The organism is Streptomyces sp. JLBT605, from assembly GCF_058215555.1.
This window is the reverse complement of sequence record NZ_CM177087.1, coordinates 6,920,890-6,937,941: the sequence shown is the minus strand read 5'-3', so window position 1 is coordinate 6,937,941 and position 17,052 is coordinate 6,920,890. Positions and strand designations below refer to the sequence as shown.

The 17,052-nt window shown below is 70.3% G+C and carries 23 protein-coding genes; 10 read left to right on the top strand and 13 right to left on the bottom strand.

From position 1 onward, the window contains the following. Positions 1–166: 166 nt before the first annotated feature. The 3 genes from AC4BDD_RS30275 to AC4BDD_RS30265 form a co-directional block, all read right to left on the bottom strand. A complete protein-coding gene (locus AC4BDD_RS30275; protein ID WP_490688673.1) occupies positions 167–385 on the bottom strand; it encodes a hypothetical protein in 219 nt (72 codons plus the stop codon). Positions 386–475: 90 nt separating this feature from the next. Next, positions 476–850, bottom strand: coding sequence for a VOC family protein (locus AC4BDD_RS30270; RefSeq protein WP_490688672.1), 375 nt, complete (start codon positions 848–850; stop codon positions 476–478). Positions 851–890: 40 nt separating this feature from the next. Beyond that, entirely contained in the window at positions 891–1,091 is a 201-nt protein-coding gene (locus AC4BDD_RS30265; protein ID WP_490688671.1) for an SCO3870 family protein, read from the bottom strand. Between the two features lie 334 nt (positions 1,092–1,425). On the opposite strand from AC4BDD_RS30265, the gene AC4BDD_RS30260 reads away from it, so the two are divergent. Continuing rightward, positions 1,426–1,755, top strand: coding sequence for a hypothetical protein (locus AC4BDD_RS30260; RefSeq protein WP_490688670.1), 330 nt, complete (start codon positions 1,426–1,428; stop codon positions 1,753–1,755). 54 nt (positions 1,756–1,809) lie between these two features. Here the strand turns inward: AC4BDD_RS30260 and AC4BDD_RS30255 are convergent, their stop codons facing one another. Together AC4BDD_RS30255 and AC4BDD_RS30250 are read right to left on the bottom strand one after the other, a co-directional pair. Continuing rightward, positions 1,810–2,697: an NmrA family NAD(P)-binding protein gene (locus tag AC4BDD_RS30255; RefSeq protein WP_490688669.1), complete on the bottom strand. Its 888-nt coding sequence runs from the start codon at positions 2,695–2,697 to the stop codon at positions 1,810–1,812. Then, positions 2,694–3,122: a nuclear transport factor 2 family protein gene (locus AC4BDD_RS30250; protein WP_490688668.1), complete on the bottom strand. Its 429-nt coding sequence runs from the start codon at positions 3,120–3,122 to the stop codon at positions 2,694–2,696. Before AC4BDD_RS30250 ends, AC4BDD_RS30255 begins: the two co-directional genes overlap by 4 nt. An 86-nt stretch (positions 3,123–3,208) precedes the next feature. Between AC4BDD_RS30250 and AC4BDD_RS30245 the strand changes: the two genes are divergently transcribed. Continuing rightward, positions 3,209–3,820, top strand: a complete 612-nt coding sequence (locus tag AC4BDD_RS30245; protein ID WP_490688667.1) for a TetR/AcrR family transcriptional regulator — start codon at positions 3,209–3,211, stop codon at positions 3,818–3,820. 47 nt (positions 3,821–3,867) lie between these two features. Further along, on the top strand, positions 3,868–4,428 hold the full coding sequence (locus AC4BDD_RS30240) for a hypothetical protein (RefSeq protein ID WP_490688666.1): 561 nt from the start codon (positions 3,868–3,870) through the stop codon (positions 4,426–4,428). A 114-nt stretch (positions 4,429–4,542) separates the two neighbouring features. On the opposite strand, the gene AC4BDD_RS30235 is transcribed toward AC4BDD_RS30240, so the two are convergent. Both AC4BDD_RS30235 and AC4BDD_RS30230 read right to left on the bottom strand, forming a co-directional pair. Then, positions 4,543–4,953, bottom strand: a complete 411-nt coding sequence (locus AC4BDD_RS30235) for a RidA family protein (RefSeq protein WP_490688665.1) — start codon at positions 4,951–4,953, stop codon at positions 4,543–4,545. 11 nt (positions 4,954–4,964) lie between these two features. Next, positions 4,965–5,600, bottom strand: coding sequence for a TIGR03086 family metal-binding protein (locus AC4BDD_RS30230; protein WP_490688664.1), 636 nt, complete (start codon positions 5,598–5,600; stop codon positions 4,965–4,967). A 52-nt stretch (positions 5,601–5,652) separates the two neighbouring features. Between AC4BDD_RS30230 and AC4BDD_RS30225 the strand changes: the two genes are divergently transcribed. Together AC4BDD_RS30225 and AC4BDD_RS30220 are read left to right on the top strand one after the other, a co-directional pair. Next, positions 5,653–6,108, top strand: a complete 456-nt coding sequence (locus AC4BDD_RS30225; protein WP_490688663.1) for a MarR family winged helix-turn-helix transcriptional regulator — start codon at positions 5,653–5,655, stop codon at positions 6,106–6,108. 107 nt (positions 6,109–6,215) lie between these two features. Then, positions 6,216–6,695, top strand: a complete 480-nt coding sequence (locus AC4BDD_RS30220) for a hypothetical protein (protein ID WP_490688662.1) — start codon at positions 6,216–6,218, stop codon at positions 6,693–6,695. Between the two features lie 10 nt (positions 6,696–6,705). Here AC4BDD_RS30220 and AC4BDD_RS30215 read toward each other — a convergent pair whose 3' ends face one another. Together AC4BDD_RS30215 and AC4BDD_RS30210 are read right to left on the bottom strand one after the other, a co-directional pair. After that, the gene (locus tag AC4BDD_RS30215) at positions 6,706–7,470 is read right to left on the bottom strand and encodes an NAD(P)-binding domain-containing protein (protein WP_490688661.1); all 765 of its coding nucleotides are present in this window, start codon (positions 7,468–7,470) and stop codon (positions 6,706–6,708) included. A 70-nt stretch (positions 7,471–7,540) separates the two neighbouring features. Then, positions 7,541–8,704 carry an MFS transporter gene (locus tag AC4BDD_RS30210; RefSeq protein ID WP_490688660.1) on the bottom strand — a complete coding sequence of 388 codons (1,164 nt, stop codon included), beginning with the start codon at positions 8,702–8,704 and terminating at the stop codon, positions 7,541–7,543. A 250-nt stretch (positions 8,705–8,954) separates the two neighbouring features. Here AC4BDD_RS30210 and AC4BDD_RS30205 point away from each other — a divergent pair, with 250 nt between their 5' ends. Next, positions 8,955–9,407 carry a winged helix-turn-helix transcriptional regulator gene (locus AC4BDD_RS30205; protein ID WP_490688659.1) on the top strand — a complete coding sequence of 151 codons (453 nt, stop codon included), beginning with the start codon at positions 8,955–8,957 and terminating at the stop codon, positions 9,405–9,407. 90 nt (positions 9,408–9,497) lie between these two features. On the opposite strand, the gene AC4BDD_RS30200 is transcribed toward AC4BDD_RS30205, so the two are convergent. Then, positions 9,498–9,737, bottom strand: a complete 240-nt coding sequence (locus AC4BDD_RS30200) for a hypothetical protein (RefSeq protein WP_490688658.1) — start codon at positions 9,735–9,737, stop codon at positions 9,498–9,500. Positions 9,738–10,001: 264 nt separating this feature from the next. Here AC4BDD_RS30200 and AC4BDD_RS30195 point away from each other — a divergent pair, with 264 nt between their 5' ends. Together AC4BDD_RS30195 and AC4BDD_RS30190 are read left to right on the top strand one after the other, a co-directional pair. Beyond that, positions 10,002–11,042, top strand: a complete 1,041-nt coding sequence (locus AC4BDD_RS30195) for a vWA domain-containing protein (protein WP_490688657.1) — start codon at positions 10,002–10,004, stop codon at positions 11,040–11,042. 427 nt (positions 11,043–11,469) lie between these two features. Further along, positions 11,470–12,141 carry a DUF2278 family protein gene (locus AC4BDD_RS30190; RefSeq protein WP_490688656.1) on the top strand — a complete coding sequence of 224 codons (672 nt, stop codon included), beginning with the start codon at positions 11,470–11,472 and terminating at the stop codon, positions 12,139–12,141. A gap of 125 nt (positions 12,142–12,266) precedes the next feature. Here AC4BDD_RS30190 and sigJ read toward each other — a convergent pair whose 3' ends face one another. Beyond that, positions 12,267–13,220: an RNA polymerase sigma factor SigJ gene (gene sigJ / locus AC4BDD_RS30185; protein WP_490688655.1), complete on the bottom strand. Its 954-nt coding sequence runs from the start codon at positions 13,218–13,220 to the stop codon at positions 12,267–12,269. Between the two features lie 151 nt (positions 13,221–13,371). On the opposite strand from sigJ, the gene AC4BDD_RS30180 reads away from it, so the two are divergent. Beyond that, entirely contained in the window at positions 13,372–14,508 is a 1,137-nt protein-coding gene (locus AC4BDD_RS30180) for an LUD domain-containing protein (protein WP_490688654.1), read from the top strand. Between the two features lie 57 nt (positions 14,509–14,565). Here the strand turns inward: AC4BDD_RS30180 and AC4BDD_RS30175 are convergent, their stop codons facing one another. Together AC4BDD_RS30175 and AC4BDD_RS30170 are read right to left on the bottom strand one after the other, a co-directional pair. After that, complete coding sequence (locus AC4BDD_RS30175) at positions 14,566–14,862, bottom strand: putative quinol monooxygenase (RefSeq protein ID WP_490688653.1); 297 nt, start codon at positions 14,860–14,862, stop codon at positions 14,566–14,568. 58 nt (positions 14,863–14,920) lie between these two features. Continuing rightward, positions 14,921–15,976 carry an aldo/keto reductase gene (locus tag AC4BDD_RS30170; RefSeq protein WP_490688652.1) on the bottom strand — a complete coding sequence of 352 codons (1,056 nt, stop codon included), beginning with the start codon at positions 15,974–15,976 and terminating at the stop codon, positions 14,921–14,923. A gap of 190 nt (positions 15,977–16,166) precedes the next feature. Here AC4BDD_RS30170 and AC4BDD_RS30165 point away from each other — a divergent pair, with 190 nt between their 5' ends. Continuing rightward, a complete protein-coding gene (locus tag AC4BDD_RS30165; protein ID WP_490688651.1) occupies positions 16,167–17,036 on the top strand; it encodes a helix-turn-helix transcriptional regulator in 870 nt (289 codons plus the stop codon). Positions 17,037–17,052 lie beyond the last annotated feature (16 nt).

The following is a 17,052-nucleotide window of genomic DNA, read 5'->3' as shown; positions in this document are numbered from 1 at the left end:
TAGCGCGCGCCTTGAGAGGGGCCATCCGCCCTCGCCTCTGGCCTCCGGCGCTCCTCGCGCAAAGCCGGTGAGCGTCACACAGGCTTCCCGGAAGACGCGGTAGGCAGCGTCGTACTCGCCGCGCCGCTCGGGAGTGTCGTCACGTTGGTTGGTTCAGGACACGGTCTCAGAAGCCCAGGCCGAGAAGCGCCACTTCAATGGGGACCGCAGGCTGCTCGGGGAGAGCCGGAGGCTCTTCACCGCGGCCGGTATGGGTGGGCGGGACAACGCGCAGCGCGCGGACACCGTCGGTGGCCCACTGCGCATCCGTCGGCGGGAGGGACAGCGTCAAGCGTCGGCCGTCGGCCATGGTCGTCTCAAGCTTGCTGGAGTCGTTCGCCTGCATCGAAGCTCACTTCCCTGGATAGGACGCGCAGCCTGAATACTTCTCTCGACTCCAAGGACGGATACCGGAGACAGGCAGTTCCCGGTGAACTCAGTGGAAGCAGAGGCAGAACGGATGGCCCGCCGGGTCCGCGTAGACCCGCCAGTTGGCCTCCGGGCGGAGCTGGTCCGTCCGCTCCAGCACGGTCGCGCCGAGGGCGAGCGCCCGCTTCTCCTCCCCATCGAGGTCGTCGACGTCGAAGTCCAGGTGCAGCTGCTGCGGGCGCTCCTGGCCGGGCCACTGGGGCGGTCGGTAGCCGTCCACCCGCTGGCAGGCCAGCGGCGTCCCCTCGAAGCCGTGCACCTCGACCCAGTCGGGATCCTCCGGGTCCGCGACCACCCGTCCGCCGAGCAGTTCCGCGTAGAACTCCGCGAGCCGGACCGGGTCGTCACAGTCCAGCGCGATTGCCTGCAGCTTTCGAATCACTTCCGACACCCCTCACTCTCCGGCCGCTTCAACGAAGAACTCAGTTCGAGTGCTGCCGACCGTCTCGGACCCATGTCACCACAACCAGAGCCGCGGTGATGTACATCAGCACGCTGAAGGTGGCCACGGATTCGACGTACTGCTCGTATCCGTCCGCACGCAGCTGGAGCGCGAGGGAACCTAGCGCGGTGCCGAGCGCCGCGGTAGCGACGGACAGGGAGACGAACGGAGCCTTCGTCATTGGTGCTTCCTCCAAGCCACGAGACGATTGATCAACACCGAGACTACATGCATCGCGACGCCGCCGCCGGAAGCGGTTGTGACGGTCAGCCGGCGGTCAGCCCGGCATCAAACTCCGCCCCGCGTCCGCCAGTTGCGCCGATGGCAGCCACCTGGGAGACGCTCGGAGGAAGGAGGATCACCGGCCCTTTGACGACACCTCCGACACGAGCAGCGGCTCCAGCTCCTCGGCCCAGCCGTCGAAGAAGGCGGTCTCGGACGACGGCGGCTCCGAGGACACCGCCGACGGCCCCAACGACTGCGGCCCGGAGCCGAAGCTCCCGGCCGGCCACAAGATGATCGAGATCGTTCAGCACTCGACGCACGGTGGCCCGACGGGGATCAAGGAGACCAAGGCGCAGTGCACGCCCAACGACTACCAGTGGCACGGTGTGGGCGAGAGGAAGCTCGTCAAGATCGCCGACGACGCGAAGGCCGAGGTGGCCAACGGCGGCGGTGGTGTCACGAAGTCGGTGTCGGTCGGCGAGCTGGAGACGCACGCCGATGACTGCAAGACCAACCCGGACAACGTGAAGGAGCCGTACAGCTGTTCCGGGAACATCTACGACGTCACGATGGACGCCGAGGGCAACATCAACAGCATCAAGGAGATCTGGCGCCCGTAAGCCGGTAGAGCACGGCCCCGCCTCTCCAAGGGCGGGACCGTGCCCGTATCCGCGCTACGCCGAGCTCGTCAGCGTGTGCGTCAGGGCTCGCGGTGGGATCGGCTGTCGCGCCGCTTCTTCCGCGTGCGTGCGGAAGTCGCGCGGTTGGCGGCCGGTGATGCGGCGGACGGTGTCGGTGGTGCGGTCCTCGGCTCCTTCGGCGATGGCTCGGTCCATGCCGGCGAGCATGGCGGCGAAGGGAGGCGGCATCGTCATGGCCAGGCGATCGCGCATCTGCTGGTACGTCAGCTGCCGGTGGGTGATCTTGCGCCCGGTCACCTCGGTGAGGACGGTTGCGACATCGGTGTGGCTCAGCGCCTCGGGACCGGTGATGACCAGGTCGGTGCCGGGGGCCCGCGCATCGGTCAGCGCGTGGACGGCGACGGCCGCGATGTCGTCGGCGTCGACGAAGGCCACGCGCCCCTCTCCCGCCGCGGTCAGGATCGCGCTCTCCGCCCGGATGCTCTGAGCGTGCATGTGCTTGCCGGTGAAGTTCTGCATGAACCATGACGGCCGCAGTACCGCCCACTCATCGAACAGGCCGGGCAGCGCCTGGTGCACCTGGCCGACGGCCGGCCCTCCGGCGGGGATGGCCGAGGAGCTGAGCAGTACGGCGCGGCGCACTCCCCCGGCGCGGGCCCGCTCCAGGAAGGGCAGCATGACGTCGGCCGGGTCCGCGGTGGCCAGGGGCGGGACGATGTAGATGCGGTCGACGCCGGTCAGCGCCTCGTCGTACGTCGCGGGGTCGTACCAGTCGAAACGTACGGGCTCCGCGTCCTCGACGGGTGTGGCGCCTCGGCTGGCGGCTCTGACCAGGTGTCCTCGCGCGGCGAGGCGGGAGACCACGCGGCTGCCGGTGGTGCCCGTGGCCCCGAGGATCAGGGAGCCGGTGGGAGCGGTCATCGGCTCTTCCGGGTGAAGTCGGCCGCGCCGTCCTGGGGGATGGCGAGCGGGTTCCAGTAGTCGCGGTAGTGGGTGATGAAGCCGTCGGTGGCGGTCACCACGGCGATGTAGCTCATGTCGAAGGGGTCTCCGCTCTTCACCAGCCGCCCTACTCCGCGCATCTCGACCACGATGGTCTCGGGATCGCCGGTGTGGTGGATCTTCAGGTCAGGGAAGTCATGGAGGTCGATGTGGTCGGGGTAGCCGCGCATGTAGTCGGCGACGGCGGCCTTGCCTTCCAGCCGCTCGGGCCACCCTTCGGGCGCGAAGGGGAACTCGAGGACACCGTGGTCGTGCCAGAGCTCGACCCAGTCGGTGATGTTCTTTTCGAGGAGCAACCGCAGGCCGTGTCGGTACAGGTCCGCCGGTTGCCGGTACGTGGGCATGGAGCACCTCCGTTAAGATACGGACCCCGGGTCCGCTTGCTTGACGATACGGACCTGTGGTCCGCTTATGCAACCGGAGGAGGCCCGTGCCCGAGCGCAAACCCCGCGCGGACGCCGCACGCAACCGCGAGGCCGTACTCGCGGCAGCCGACCGGCTCTTCGCCGGCAGCGACAAGCCCGAGCAGGTGACCATGGCCGACATCGCGGCAGCCGCCGGCGTCGGCAAGGGGACCCTCTTCCGCGGCTTCGGAGACCGCAACGGCCTGATCCGCGCCCTCTACGAGGCCCGACTCGAACCGATCCGCCATGCCATCACGGACGGACCTCGCCCCCTTGGGCCGGACACTCCGCCGCTGGAACGCGCCCTCGCCCTGCTCGACGCCCTCCTGTGCTTCAAGCTCGACCACCGGCACCTCTCGCTGGCGCTGGAAGACGCGGGGACGGGCAGCCCCTACAGCGCGCGGCACTACGACTGGTGGCATGACACGCTCCGAGGCGTACTGGACCGGCTACCCGGGTTCGACGGCAGCGACTTCGCCGCGCACGCACTGCTCGCGGCGGTCCGTGCCGACCTCGTCGACCACCTGGCCGGCCAGCGGAACCTGCCCCGTGAGCGTCTGCGGGCAGAGCTGGCCGCCTTCGCCACCCGGGTTCTCGGCGTCGGGACACGGGCGGCGAGCGGAGGGATGAGCCGGTGAAAGGTGACGGCCGATCACCTGGCAGAAGGCTCAGGTGGACACGGGTCATGCTGCGGGACTTGAAGGACTGGTTCGCCCGTAAGCCGATCGCGCAGGCCGCCGGCCAGCAGTACATCACCCACTCGGCGGACGTGCGCATGCTGCTCTGGGCGGTGATCGGCGTGGAGGTCGTCACCGCCGTTGTCATCGACCTCATGATCCCGCCGGCCTTCCGCATACCGCATGTCCTGTGGGAGGCGGCGGTGCTGACCTTCTGCCTCGGGCTGTGCGCCATGACCGCGCGCACCCCTCACCTCGTCGACGACCAGGTGCTGCGCATCCGCACCGGGCCGTTTCGAGAGCTGACGGTGCCGCTGGAGTCGGTCGCGTCGCTCCACGTCAGACACGGCGCGGTCGCAGGCCGCGGACTGCGGCGTGTGCCCGACGACGAGGAGGCCGTGGCGTGCTCCACCTCCAGCGCCACGGCGCTCGTCCTCGACCTCGCCGAAGCCCTGCCGGTGGCCCTGAGACGGGGCGAGACGGTGGCGGCCCGACGCGTCCACTTCAGCGCCGACGCACCAGCCGCCGCGATAGAGCTGATCAAGCGCGCGACGACCGGCAGCCGGTGAGGGAGCGCACTACAGCGCCCTGGCCTCGCTCGGCTGCCGGCGACGCCTAGGGGGGTGTCCGGCCGCCCCGCCGGGACGTTCTGGCGGGACGTTCTGACGGGACGCTCTGTCGGCTCAGGAATCGAGCACGGCGGCAACAGCCTCGATCTCTACGAGCTGGTCGCTGTAGCCGAGCACGGTGACGCCCATCAGCGTGCTGGGCACGTCGTGGTCGCCGAACGAGTCCCGGACGACCTCCCACGCCGTCACCAGGTCCTCCTGCCGGTGGGAGGCGACGAGAACCCGGGTGCTGATGACGTCGTGCAGCGACGCACCAGCGTCCGCCAGAGCGGTCCGCATGTTCTCCACGGCTTTGGCCGCTTGCCCCGCGACATCCCCGATCGCCGCGGTGGAGCCGTCCTCGTTCAGCGGGCATGCTCCGGCGAGGAAGATCAGCCGTGACTCGGCCGGGGCCGTGGCCGCGTAGGCGTACTCGGCGACATCGGAAAGGGAACCAGAGCGAATCAGCCTGACGGCACGTGGCATGAGCATTCCTTTCACGGGTGGATCCGGGGGCTCGGTGGCGAAGACGCGTTCCAGGAGACGGAACGGCCCAGGTGCAGGAGGATCCGGGTCAGGGTGTCGGCATCGGTTGGCCCTGGGCGGCTCGGGGCGAACGCGGCACCCGGCTGCGTGCGGCCGACGCTGTCCGGTACGGCCAGCGCGATGGGGAGGGCGGCATCCAGGATGTCTGGCTCCAGGACGAAGGGCAGATCGAGGGCGCGGGCGACGTCCCATGCGTGGACCACGTAGTCGAGGAAGTGGAAGCCGATGGCCCGGATCGCAGGGAAGACCGCGCCTGCGCCGAATTCGGCGAGGGCGAACTCCTGCTCCTCCGCGCCGACTTCGGCGAAGGCGACCAGGACCGCTTCGGCCGCCGCGAGGTATCGCCCGACGACTTCCGGCCCCGGCGCTTCGGCCTTCCAGTGCGCCAGGTCACCGCCGTCCCCTCTCGCCGCCGCCGCGAAACCCCGGTGCTGGGCTGCCATATGTGCGAGCAGCTCCCCCAGGTTCCAGGCCGAACAGGGGGTCGAACGAGTGAGGTCCTCCACGCTCACCCGGCGGACCACGGCGATGCTCTCGCGCACCGCACGGTCATTGAAGACCTTGACGGCCGTTAAATTCATATGCATGCGCTTACGATAAGCAGCCGCCTACCATACGTCAACGAGTATGTTCTTCTCCATGGCTGGGAACACCGCATCCGAGGGGCGCCCTGACCTGGCGGCGATGATCGTCCCGCTGGGCCGCGCGCTGGTGGCCGCCGAGTTGCCGGTGCTGCGCGAACATGGGCTGGCCATGTGGGCGTACGCGGTACTGCTCGGGCTCGAGAACGAACCGGTACGGACGCAGGCCGCGTTGGCGCGGGACATCGGTGCCGACAAGACGCGCATCATCGGCGTCCTCGACGACCTGGAGGAACGTGGGCTGATCCGGCGGCAGCCGGATCCGGCGGACCGGCGGGCGCGCGTCCTCTCCCTCACGCCTGCGGGGCGCCGGCTGCGCGACGCCGTCCAGTCAGCGATCCAGCAGCGCGAGGAACGGCTGCTGGCGCGCCTGCCGGAGGAGGATCGGCGCGGCTTCCTCAACGCGCTACAGGTGCTCGCCGCGCTGCCTCCCTCCGAGATCAGCGGGGGCTAGGTTCACCTGCCGGGTCATGCCTTTCGCCCGGTGGGCGGTGGCGCGGCGGGGCGCAGGCCGAGCCGAGCCGACCATCCCGCCACCGGCCGCCTGGAATACTCGGGCGTGTGACCGATGCTGACGCGCGGCAGCCGAACGGGACCCCACCGGGTGGGCAGACACGCCTGCGGGCCGAGGTGGAAGGCCTTCTGCGGGAGGCGCGGCGCGAAGTGCGCCACGCCGACCGGCGTGTGGGCTTCTGGACCGTCGTCGACATCGGGCTCGGCTTCCCCGCGGCCGTCCTCGCCGGCGTCTCCGGGGCCGCCGGACTCGCGTCGGCCGACGCCCGGGTCCCCGCGGCCCTGCTGGCCTTGGTCTCCGCCGGGCTCGCGGCCGGCGCGGGCTTCCTCCGCAGCGATGTGAGGTGCACGGCCAACCGCCGCAGCCGCCGCGCCTGGGGCGAGGTCGAGGCCGGGGCTCGTCTGCTCCTCGTCCAGGAGCCCGAGCTGGACCGCGACGGCGCGCAGCAAGCGCTTCGGGCCCTGTTCCAGGCGCGCCAGGCCGCCCTCGCCAGTCGGGACCCGTCAGTGGAACCCCCGGGCCCCTGACCGGTCCGGGCTACTTCAGATCGGCGAGGAGGCCATCGAGGGCCTTCAGAAGAGCTTCGGAGTTGGCCGGGTCGAACCACGTCGTGCGGATACGTTCGTTGCTTCCGTCCGGGGTCTCGTGGTCGCCCGCGAGTTGGCGCAGGGAGCGGGTCTCGTCACCGAGGGAGCGACCGACGCCCTGGAAGAGGCCGCGGATGTAGCGGTCGGCCTCGCCGGAGGCGATGCCCTGCTCGGCGGCCCACGAGCTGAGCGTGGCGAGATACCAGTAGTGGGCGGTCAGCGTCCCCGTCAGTGCGGAGAAGACGTTGAAGGCGGCCTCGTCGGCGACGGGGAGTGCTCCACCCATCTGCTCGAAGAGGGAGTTCACCTCCGGGTGCGACGGGTACACCACGGTGACGGAACGGCGTTCGCGTATGGCCGGCAGAGGAATGGCCCGGACCAGCGGGGCTTCGGTGGCGAGTGTCTGTCGCAGGTCGTCGTTGCCGACGCCGGCCATGACGTTGACCACCACCTTCTCGCCGTCAACCCTCAACCCGGCCAGGGCACCCTGCCGGTCTTGGCGGCGTACGGCGATGATCACCAGCTCAGAGCGGTCCACCACCTCCTGATTGTCGGCGCACACCCGCACACCCTCGTAGCGCTCGGCCAGCTCCGCGGCGGTGCGGGCTCCCCGGGGAGAGAGGAAGACCTCCGGCGACTTGCCGCCTCCGTGACGCAGGCCCATCACGATGGCCCGGCCGATCTCGCCCACTCCGATGATGCCGATGCGCTTCACCGCGTCTACCTCCATGGTGCGTGGTGGTCGTGACCCATGGTGATCCGGGTCTGGTGATGTTGAGTCTCCATCAGTTCAGACCTGCGGTCGGGTCCGGGGTGCTGTGTCGTGTGAACGCCCACAGCGCGAGTCCGAGGCAGCTGAACGCGGCGCCCAGTGCGCATACGGCGCCCCAGCCGGCCACCGTGTAGAGGGAGGTCGCGGCGATGGCGCCGGTGGCGCTGCCGATCGAGTAGAAGACCATGTATCCGCCGATCAGCCGGCTGCCGGCGTCCGGGTGCAGCGCGTAGATCAGGGTCTGGTTGGTGACATGGACCGCCTGCACGGCGAGGTCGAGGAGGATCACCCCGACGAACAGGGCCCAGAGCGAGCTGCGCATGAAGGCCAAGGGCAGCCAGGAGGCGGCGAGCAGTGCCAGGGCGATGCCGGTGGTCCGCCGGGAGAGACCGCGGTCGTTCAGGCGGCCCGCCGCGGTCGCGGCCACGGCGCCGGCGACACCGATCAGCCCCAGCGCCCCGATCGCGCTGTGGGAGAGGAAGTACGGGGCCTCACTGAGCGGCAACGCGACACTGCTCCACAGGGTGCTGAAGGCGGCGAAGATCAGCAGGCCGAACAGGGCCCGGAGCCGTAGCAGTCGTTCCCGCGCGAACAGGGTGATCGTGGAGCGCAGGAGCTGTCCGTACCGCAGGGCTGTCGGCGAGGCGTCACTGTGGCGCGGCAGCACTCGGTGCAGGACCAGGGCGAGCAGAGCGGTGAGCGACGCCGAGGCGAGGTAGACGGAGCGCCAGCCCGCGAGATCGGCCATGAGGCCGGATGCCGTGCGGGCGAGCAGGATTCCGATGACCACGCCGCTGGTGACCAGACCGACGACCCGTCCGCGCCCGGCGGGAGGGGCGAGTGATGCCGCGAAGGCCACCAGCGTCTGCGTGACGACCGCGAGGAGCCCTGTCGCGGCCATGCCCGCGAGCAGGATCGCCGCCGTGTGGGCGGCGGCAACCACGGTCAGCGCCACCACCAGGAGCAGCAACTGCACCACGATGAGCCGTCTGCGGTCGGCCACGTCGCCCAGCGGCACGAGGAAGAAGAGTCCCAGTCCGTATCCGACATGCGTGAGGGTGACCACGCTGCCGACGAGTGCCGGGCTCATGGCGAGGTCATGGCCCATGGTCACCAGGAGCGGCTGGGAGAAGTAGACGTTGGCCACCGCGGCGCCGCAGGCGACGGCGAACAGCATGACGACGCCACGGGACAGGACGAACGCGGGCCCCTCACCCTCCCCGCTTCGGACCTCGCCGTTTCGGGCTCCCCCGCTTCCGGTTTCGGCGCTTCCGGCTTCGGCGCCTCGGCCCCCGGTCCGTCGTGTCACAGCCTCACCGTCGCCGGGCATCAGCACTCCCTCCCCGATTCTGGTTTCATCTTGCAACCAACGGCGACGGTAGCGCTATTGGTAGCATGTTGCAACCATCGTGAGAGTGAGGGACGGCATGGTCACCAGGACACGCTTCGACGACAGTGAATGCCCCGTCGCCCGGTCGGTGGACGCGATCGGCGACTGGTGGTCCCTGCTGATCGTGCGGGACGCCTTCGACGGCAGCAGGCGCTTCGGGGAGTTCCAGCGCAGCCTCGGCGTGGCGAAGAACATCCTCACCGCGCGCCTGCGCACCCTGGTCGCCGGCGGTGTCCTCGAGTCCGTCCCCGCCTCGGACGGCAGCGCCTACCGCGAGTACGTACTGACAGATAAGGGCAAGGCGCTCTTCCCCGTCATCGTGGCGCTGCGGCAGTGGGGCGAACAGAACTTCTTCGCCCCCGGCGAACCGCACTCAGAGCTGGTCGACCGCCGGCAGGGGCGCCGCCTCCGCGCACTGGAGGTGCTGTCCGCGGACGGGCGGCAGCTGAGCCCCGACGACACCACCGTCCACAAGGTCTCCGCCCGGTGAGTCACGCCGCTGCTCACGAGCCCGCCCGGCGTCGAGCCGCGTCGCCGACCCGGAAGTTCGTCCTGCGGAAGCACGTGGGCTGACGCTCCGTCAGTCGTCGTCCTCTTGATCCATCCGGCGGAACTCCTCGTACACGGCCGTGCCTGGCCCCGCCACATGGACGCCGGAGTCCGACCAGTCGGAGCAGGTCGTGGCCGGTGTCGGGGCGGCGGCGAGCACCGTCTCCGGCAGCAGGCCCCGGTACTTCTCCTTGTCGATCGGGGTGACATACGAGATGGCCCGGCCGTAGTCACAGGCGTCCTGCGAGCCCTCCTCGAAGGTGACGGGCATCTCCAGGCCTGCAGCAGGCGAGCCCAGCCGGCAGGGTCGCTGAAGTCCGTCCGGAGCACGGGAGCGGCGTCCCTCGACCGGCTGCCGGACAACGGCGGCCTCGCAGCCCGCAGCGGTCAGGCCCGCCTCCTGGGCAAGGCCATGCCGTTCTGGTGCACCGGCTCGGGGCAGTCCCCCGGTGGTCCGCGTCCGGTCCGGGACAAGATCGATTGTCAGTGGTGGCTGAGAGGATCGAAGCATCGAGTCGGAAGACGGGGAGTGGCCATGTCCGGAAACCAGAACTACATCAATCACGTTGCTCTTGTGCTGGATGCCAGTTCATCCATGTCACACCTGAGCCGCAAGGTCGTCGAGGTCGCCGACCAGCAGATTGCCTATCTGGCTCGCCGGTCGAAGGAACTGGACCAGGAAACGCGCGTCACGGTGTACGTCTTCGCGGACAAGGTGGAGTGCGTCATCTACGACAAGGACGTGCTGCGGATGCCGTCCCTGAAGCAGCTGTACCGGGTCGGTGGCATGACGGCTCTGCTGGCGGCCACGCTGAAGTCGCAGCGGGAGCTGGCGCAGACGGCTCAACTCTACGGCGACCACAGCTTCCTGACGTTCGTGCTGACCGACGGGCAGGAGAACGTCAGTCACCGCTGCCCGGACGCGCCCAACAAGGATCCGCGGGCCCTGGTGCAGGCCGTGGCCGAGATGATCGAGACCCAGCAGGACAACTGGACGCTGGCCGTCCTGGTGCCGGACCAGATGGGCAAGCGCGAGGCCATGCAGTGCGGCTTCCCGAAGGACAACATCGCTGTCTGGGACGCCACGAGCACACAGGGTCTGGAGGAGGCCGGGCAGGTCATCCGGCAGGCCACCGAGAACTTCATGGTGGGCCGCGCCCGAGGCATCCGGGGATCACGAGCGGTGTTCTCCACCGGTGCGGAAGCGGTCAACAAGGACACCATCGAGGCAGCCGGTCTCACCGCGGTGAATCCGTCCAAGTACCAGCTTGTTCCGGTGGCTCGCGAAGCGGCGATACGGGACTGGGTCATCGAATGCGGGCACACTTACCGCACCGGTTGCGCGTTCTACCAGCTGAGCAAGTCGGAGAAGATCCAGGCACGAAAGCAGATCGCGGTGCTGGAGAAGAAGACGGACCGGGTGTACACCGGGCCGGAGGCCCGGGCCCTGCTCGGCCTTCCGGACATGGAAGTTCGCGTCAAGCCGGACCACAACGACGACTTCACGATCTTCGTGCAGAGCACCAGCGTGAACCGGAAGCTGGTGCCCCACACGCGGCTCCTGCTGATGATCTGACGCCTTCCAGGCCCCGCCGGCCCGACCGGCGGGGCTCCCCACACGTTCACGCGGCCCAGCCGACTCCGTCACCTGCTGAACGACACCGGTCCGCGTTCGTCCGCGCCGCCGTCGACTGCCTCGTGGCAGGCTTCGATCAGGGCGCAAGCGGGGCCCGCGGCGGCTCGTTCCGCACCGCGAGGTAGGTCCGTATGACGGGCACCGCCGCGCTTGCCCGGATGGCGGCGGCCGTGCCCGTCGTCGCCTGACCCGCCCGTGGCTCCCCGGTCCCCCGGTCCCCCGCCAGAGGGTCTACTTGAGGCGACGTCACGTGCGGTCACCCGACCCCGTAGGCCCGTAGGCCATTCGGCCCAAGGCGGAACAGGGCACCCGTACGGATCCTCACCGCTACCCGGCGCAGGGCGGTGGCGGGTGGTTCACTGACGACATGCCTTTCGACCACTACGGCGTGCTCGTGGGAACCCTCTACCGTCACTACCGCGACCAGCCGGACAGCCAGGGCCGATGGTTCCACATCAACGTGGAGGTGGACGCGCCCGGCGGGCGATACCACTGTGCCATCGACGTCGACAGCCACAAGTCCAACGTGGGTGTGCAGTGGAAGCTGTTCACTCTGGACGCCCGTGCGCTCGGGCCGGCCGCGGCCCTGGCCCCCGGCTACCACGACCTCGACTCCCTCCCGGATTCCGGAGCCCTGGACTACCTGCGCCACCCGGAGCTGGTGGACCGGTCCGGCGTCCTGTTCCAGCGCCGCCCGCCGTCCTGGCTGCAGGACCTGCTCGACCTGCTCGGTTCGCGGCCCTGGCATGCCGGCACCAACATCGACGCCGCCGACGCGTTGGAGCCGATCCTGGTGGAAGGGCGGCGCACCCTCGTCTTCGGCGAGCCGTTCGTCGACGATCCCGAGGGTGACCTCGGCATGCACAACATCCACCAGAACCAGGGCGACCCGGTCGGTTCCCAGTGGTGGCCGGAGAACGGCATCTGGCAGGACGGTGCCACCCTCACCCAGCGCCCCGACGGCCGGTACGACGTGTTCCTGAACAAGTTCTCCAGCCAGGCCGGGTACACGGACAGTGCGGGGCACCCCGTCACCTGAACACCTGGCCGCGCCGGCGGTCACTCTTGGGATGCGGAGACGTCTACGGCTTGGGGCCGCCTGACGGGGCCAGTGGTGAAAACGAGGCACGGCCACGGCAGCTGTCACCGGGCCTATGAGGACGGTCACGAAAACTGCCATGGGCAGAGCTTGTCCGGGTTGCGCACCGCCCAGATGTGCGTGATCCGGTCGGCGTCGGTGACCTCGAACGCGAACACCGTCTCGATCCGGCCCCCGGACTCGATCGCCAGGCCCGGCAGCCCGTTGACGGTGCGCTCGAGGATCGTGCGGGGCGGTGCCAGCTGGGCGATCGTCAGGTAGAGGCGGGCGATCCGCTCCGCGCCCTCGATCGGCCGCAGGTGGGCGATGACGCGGCCGCCGCCGTCGGAGATCGCGGTGGCGCCCGGGTCGAGCAGGCCGATCAGTGCCTTGATGTCCTGTGCCTCCCAGGCCGCCTTGAACCGCCGGACGACGCTCCCCTGCCGGGCCACGTTCGGGCTCGCCTCGGCCCGCGCGGCGGTGACGCGGCGGCGGGCCGAGGACGCCAGCTGACGGCATGCCGCCGGGCTGCGGCCGACGATTTCGGCCACCTCGGCGAACGGGTAGCGGAAGACGTCGTGCAGTACGAACGCGACGCGCTCGGCCGGGGTCATCGACTCGAACACGACCAGGAAGGCCATGGTCACCGACTCGTCGAGGGTGATCCGGTCGGCCGGGTCCGCGCCGGCGCCGCCCGCCGCCCCGGCGATCCACTCGGCCGGGTCGGGCAGCGGCTCGGGGATCCATTCGCCGACGTAGGTCTCCCGCCGGGCGCGCGCCGAGCCGAGCTGGTTCAGGCAGATGCGGCCGGCCACCTTCGTAAGCCAGGCGCCCGGGGACTCGATGGCATCCTGCTCCGCCCGGGACATCGCGTACCAACGGGTGTAGGTCTCCTGCACGACGTCCTCCGCGTCGGCCAGGGACCCGAGCAGCCGATAGCCGAGATTGAGCAGGTGTCGCCGCTCACTCATGATCGTGCCCAGGCCAGGGTCCCGCTGCTCGGCTGCCTGCCGCCGCGCCTGTTCCGACAGGGTGGTCATACGCTCTCCGGCTCCCTCGTTCACGTGCTCTCTCCAGTACGACACATCACAGTGGCGGAATGTGAGGTCCGCGCCTCGCCTCACATTCCGCGGGGCCGCGTTGTCGGACTGGTGAAGACGAGTACGCCATCCACAGGACAGGACGCTGAGCATGAACGACTTCCAGCAGATCGCTGACCGCGTCGAGATCGAGGCGCTGCGCGGCGAGTTCACCGACGCGGCGATGATGCGAGACCGCGCCCGACTCGCCGCGCTGTTCACCCCCGACGGCGTTCTGCGCATGCCCGAGATCCCGGTCGAGCTCATCGGCCGGGAGGAGATCCGGACCGGTGGCGAACACCTGCAGAGCCAGTGGGACTTCTTCGTGCAGAACAGCCACCCGGGCATGATCCGGATCGACGGCGACGCCGCCACCGGTCGCACCTACATGCAGGAGGTCGCGCGGCTGCTCGACGGCCGCTCGGGCCTGAACTTCGCCGTCTACCACGACACCTACCGGCGTACGCCGGAGGGATGGAAGTTCGCCGAGCGGGTCTACGAGGTCAGGTACGTCGACACCACCCCGCTGCGGGGTTCCGCGCCCGGCCCCGACGCTCGGACGCACGGCTCCGGCAAGGCCGGGGACGCCGGCGGGGCACCGGGTGCCGGTGCGCTGAAGTCGTCGGCCACGGGGGCAGCCGACGACTTCAGCGCACCGGCACCGGCCGAACGGCTGGACCGGGCGATAGCGGCGCTGCGGGCGAACGGCTTCGCCGCCGAACTGCTCGACGACGCCGCGGCGGCCCGCGCCCGCATCAAGGATCTGATCCCGGAGGGGGCGGGCGTGTTCACCGGGGCCAGCGAGACGCTTCGGCTCTCCGGCATCGCGGAGGACATCGAGGCGGGCGACCGTTACCGGGCTGTTCGGCCGCGCGTGCTGACGATGGACCGCGCCACCGAGTCCGACCGGATCCGCCGTCTGGTGGCCACCCCCGACGTCTTCGTCGCCAGCGTCGCGGCCGTCACCGAGACCGGCTCACTCGTCATGGCCTCCGGCAGCGGCAGCCAACTGCCCGCCGCCGCCGGTGGTGCCGGGAAGGCGATCTGGGTCGTCGGGGCGCAGAAGGTGGTGCCCGACCTGAGCACCGCACTCCGCCGGGTCGAGGAGCACGCCCTTGTGCTGGAGAGCGCGCGCGCCCAGGCGGTCTACGGGCAGCCGAGCGCGGTCAACCGCCTGCTCGTCCTCAACGCCGAGCCGCAGCCCGGGCGCGGCACCGTCCTGCTGCTGCGCGAGGCCATGGGATTCTGACACCCCGCGCGGCGAGGAGGTCCGGACGCGCGCCAACGGACGCGTCCGGCGGCGTGGTCACCCGGTGGGGGCGGCCACCAGCGTCCGCAGGGTCATGGGCTCGGCCAGGACGTGGTCCAGGACTTGCCTGACGTGCAGGAAATGGGCGGTTTCGAAGTGTTCCCGCAGAGCCTCCAGGTCGGCCCACTCCTCGACAATGACCATGCGGGCGGGGCGGTTGGGGTCGGCGTAGGGGCTGTACGCGAGACAGCCGGGTTCTTCCAGAGACGGTTCGATCATCGCCTCCAGGGCGGTGCGCAGGCGGTCCTCCTGGCCCGGGGCGGCCAGGCATTCGGCAATGACGACGAGGGACATGGGCGGCGATCTCCTTGATGGGGGTGGGGCGGCGGTCGGTCTTGCGGGGGTACGGCGGCTACGGGCGGGCGGGGCCCGTGCCCGCGCCGGAGTCAGTGATCGCGGTGGCGATCTCGTCGAGATCGGTGCGCGTCAGGTGGACCGCACCGGCCGCACTCCAGCCGTCGACCTGACGGGCGTTGCGGGCGCCGACGATCGCGCCGGTGATGCCTGGCCAGGCCAGGGCCCAGGCGATGGCGACCTCGGCGACGGTGGCGCCGTGCCGGTCGGCGACGGGCCGCAGCGCTTCGGCCAGGCGGAGGTTGGCGGTCAGTCCTGTGGTGAAGTCATGGTGAGCGGAGCGCCAGTCGTCGGCGGACAGACTCGCGGCGCGTTCGGCGGAGAAGGCGCCGGTGAGCAGACCCGACTGGAGCGGGGAGTAGACGATCACGCCGGTGTCGTGGGCACGGGCCCAGGCGATCTCGGACGCGGCCGAGCGGTTGATGGCCGAGAACGGAGGCTGGATGGCGTCGACGTGGGCGATCCGCTCGGCGGCGTCGAGCTGCTCGGTCGAGTGGTTGGACAGACCGATCGCGCGGACCTTCCCCTCGGCCTTGAGATCGGCCATGACCTGCCAGTACTCCTCCAGCGGGGTGGCGTTCGGGGAGACGGATCCAAAGCCGTCGCCCGCGTACTCCAGCGATTCGCCGGTGTCCGGCCAGTGCACCTGGTACAGGTCGATGCGGTCGATGCCCAGGCGCCGGAGGGAGTCGTCGATCTCGCGGCGGACGCTGGCGGGGTTCATGGTCCGGCGGGGTGCGGCCTGCGGGTTGTCCGGGTCCCAGACCAGCCCGGCCTTGGTGAAGACGTAGGGGCGCTCGGCCTCGGGCAGATCGGCGATGGCCTTGCCGACCAGTTCCTCGGAGTGGCCCAGTCCGTACACGGCAGCGGTGTCGATCCAGTTGACGCCCGAGGCGACCGCGTGGCGGATCGCGGCGATGGACTCGTGGTCGTCGGTGGCGCCCCAGCCGAAGAACCATCCCGAGCCGGCCACCGCCCAGGAGCCGAAGCCGACGCGGGTGATGTCCATGCCGGTGGTTCCCAGCGGACGGGTGGGCAGGTTGGTTGCGCTCATGTCGCGGAACTCCCAGTGTGGTTGAGGAGGACCGGGGGCCAGGGGTGCCTCCGGTCGGCCGGAACCGTTCCGGCGTCCACCACTGTGGTGCAGGCCGCCGGGCCCACCCAGTGCCGGCCCGTGCCTGGGCACGGCATGACCAGGCTCAGGCCGCCGCCGCCGCACGGCACCGGCGGTGGATACTGGCCACATGGCACTGGACCGACGTACCGAACTGGGCGAGTTCCTCCGCTCCCGCAGGGCACGGTTGCGGCCCGAGGAACTGGGGCTGCCGGACTACGGGAGCCGCCGCCGGGTCCCCGGGCTGCGCCGGGAGGAACTGGCCCGGCTCGCCGGGGTGAGCGTGGATCACTACGTACGGCTGGAGCAGGGCCGCACGCTGCACTTCTCCGAGGAGGTGCTGGACGCGGTCGCCCGCGCCCTGCGCCTGGACGCCGTGGAGCGCGAGCACCTGTACCGGCTGGCACGCCCCGCGCCCCGGTCGGAACCACGGCACGAGGAGGGCTCACCCGGCCCGCAGCAGGTCCGGCCGGGCCTGCGCCGGCTGCTGGACTCCACGCCTGACGTCCCGGCGTACATCGTCGGCCGCAACACCGACGTCCTGGCGTGGAACCGCCTCGCGGCAGCCCTGATCACCGATTTCGGCGCGCTTCCTCCCCGGCAGCGGAACCTGGCCCGCCTGGTCTTCCTGGACGAGGGGACGCGTGATCTGTACGCCGACTGGCGCGGCAAGGCCAGTGACGTGGCCGCCTACCTGCGTCTCGACGCCGCGCGCCACCCCGACGATCCGCACACCGCGGAGCTGCTCGACGAACTCGCCACCGCCAGCCCGGTGTTCCGGCAGGTGTGGGCGGAGCATCGCCTCCAGGACAAGACCCACGGAAGCTACCTCTACCAGCACCCCGTGGTGGGCCGACTGGATCTCCGATTCGAGACCTTGCGACTGCCGGATGACCCGGACCAGGCCCTGATCGCGCACACCGTCGAGGAAGGCTCGCCCTCGCACACCGCGCTGCGGCTGCTGGCCGCCTGGGCCGGGGAGGGGACGCCGGTCGGCTGAACCTGCACGGCTGCGC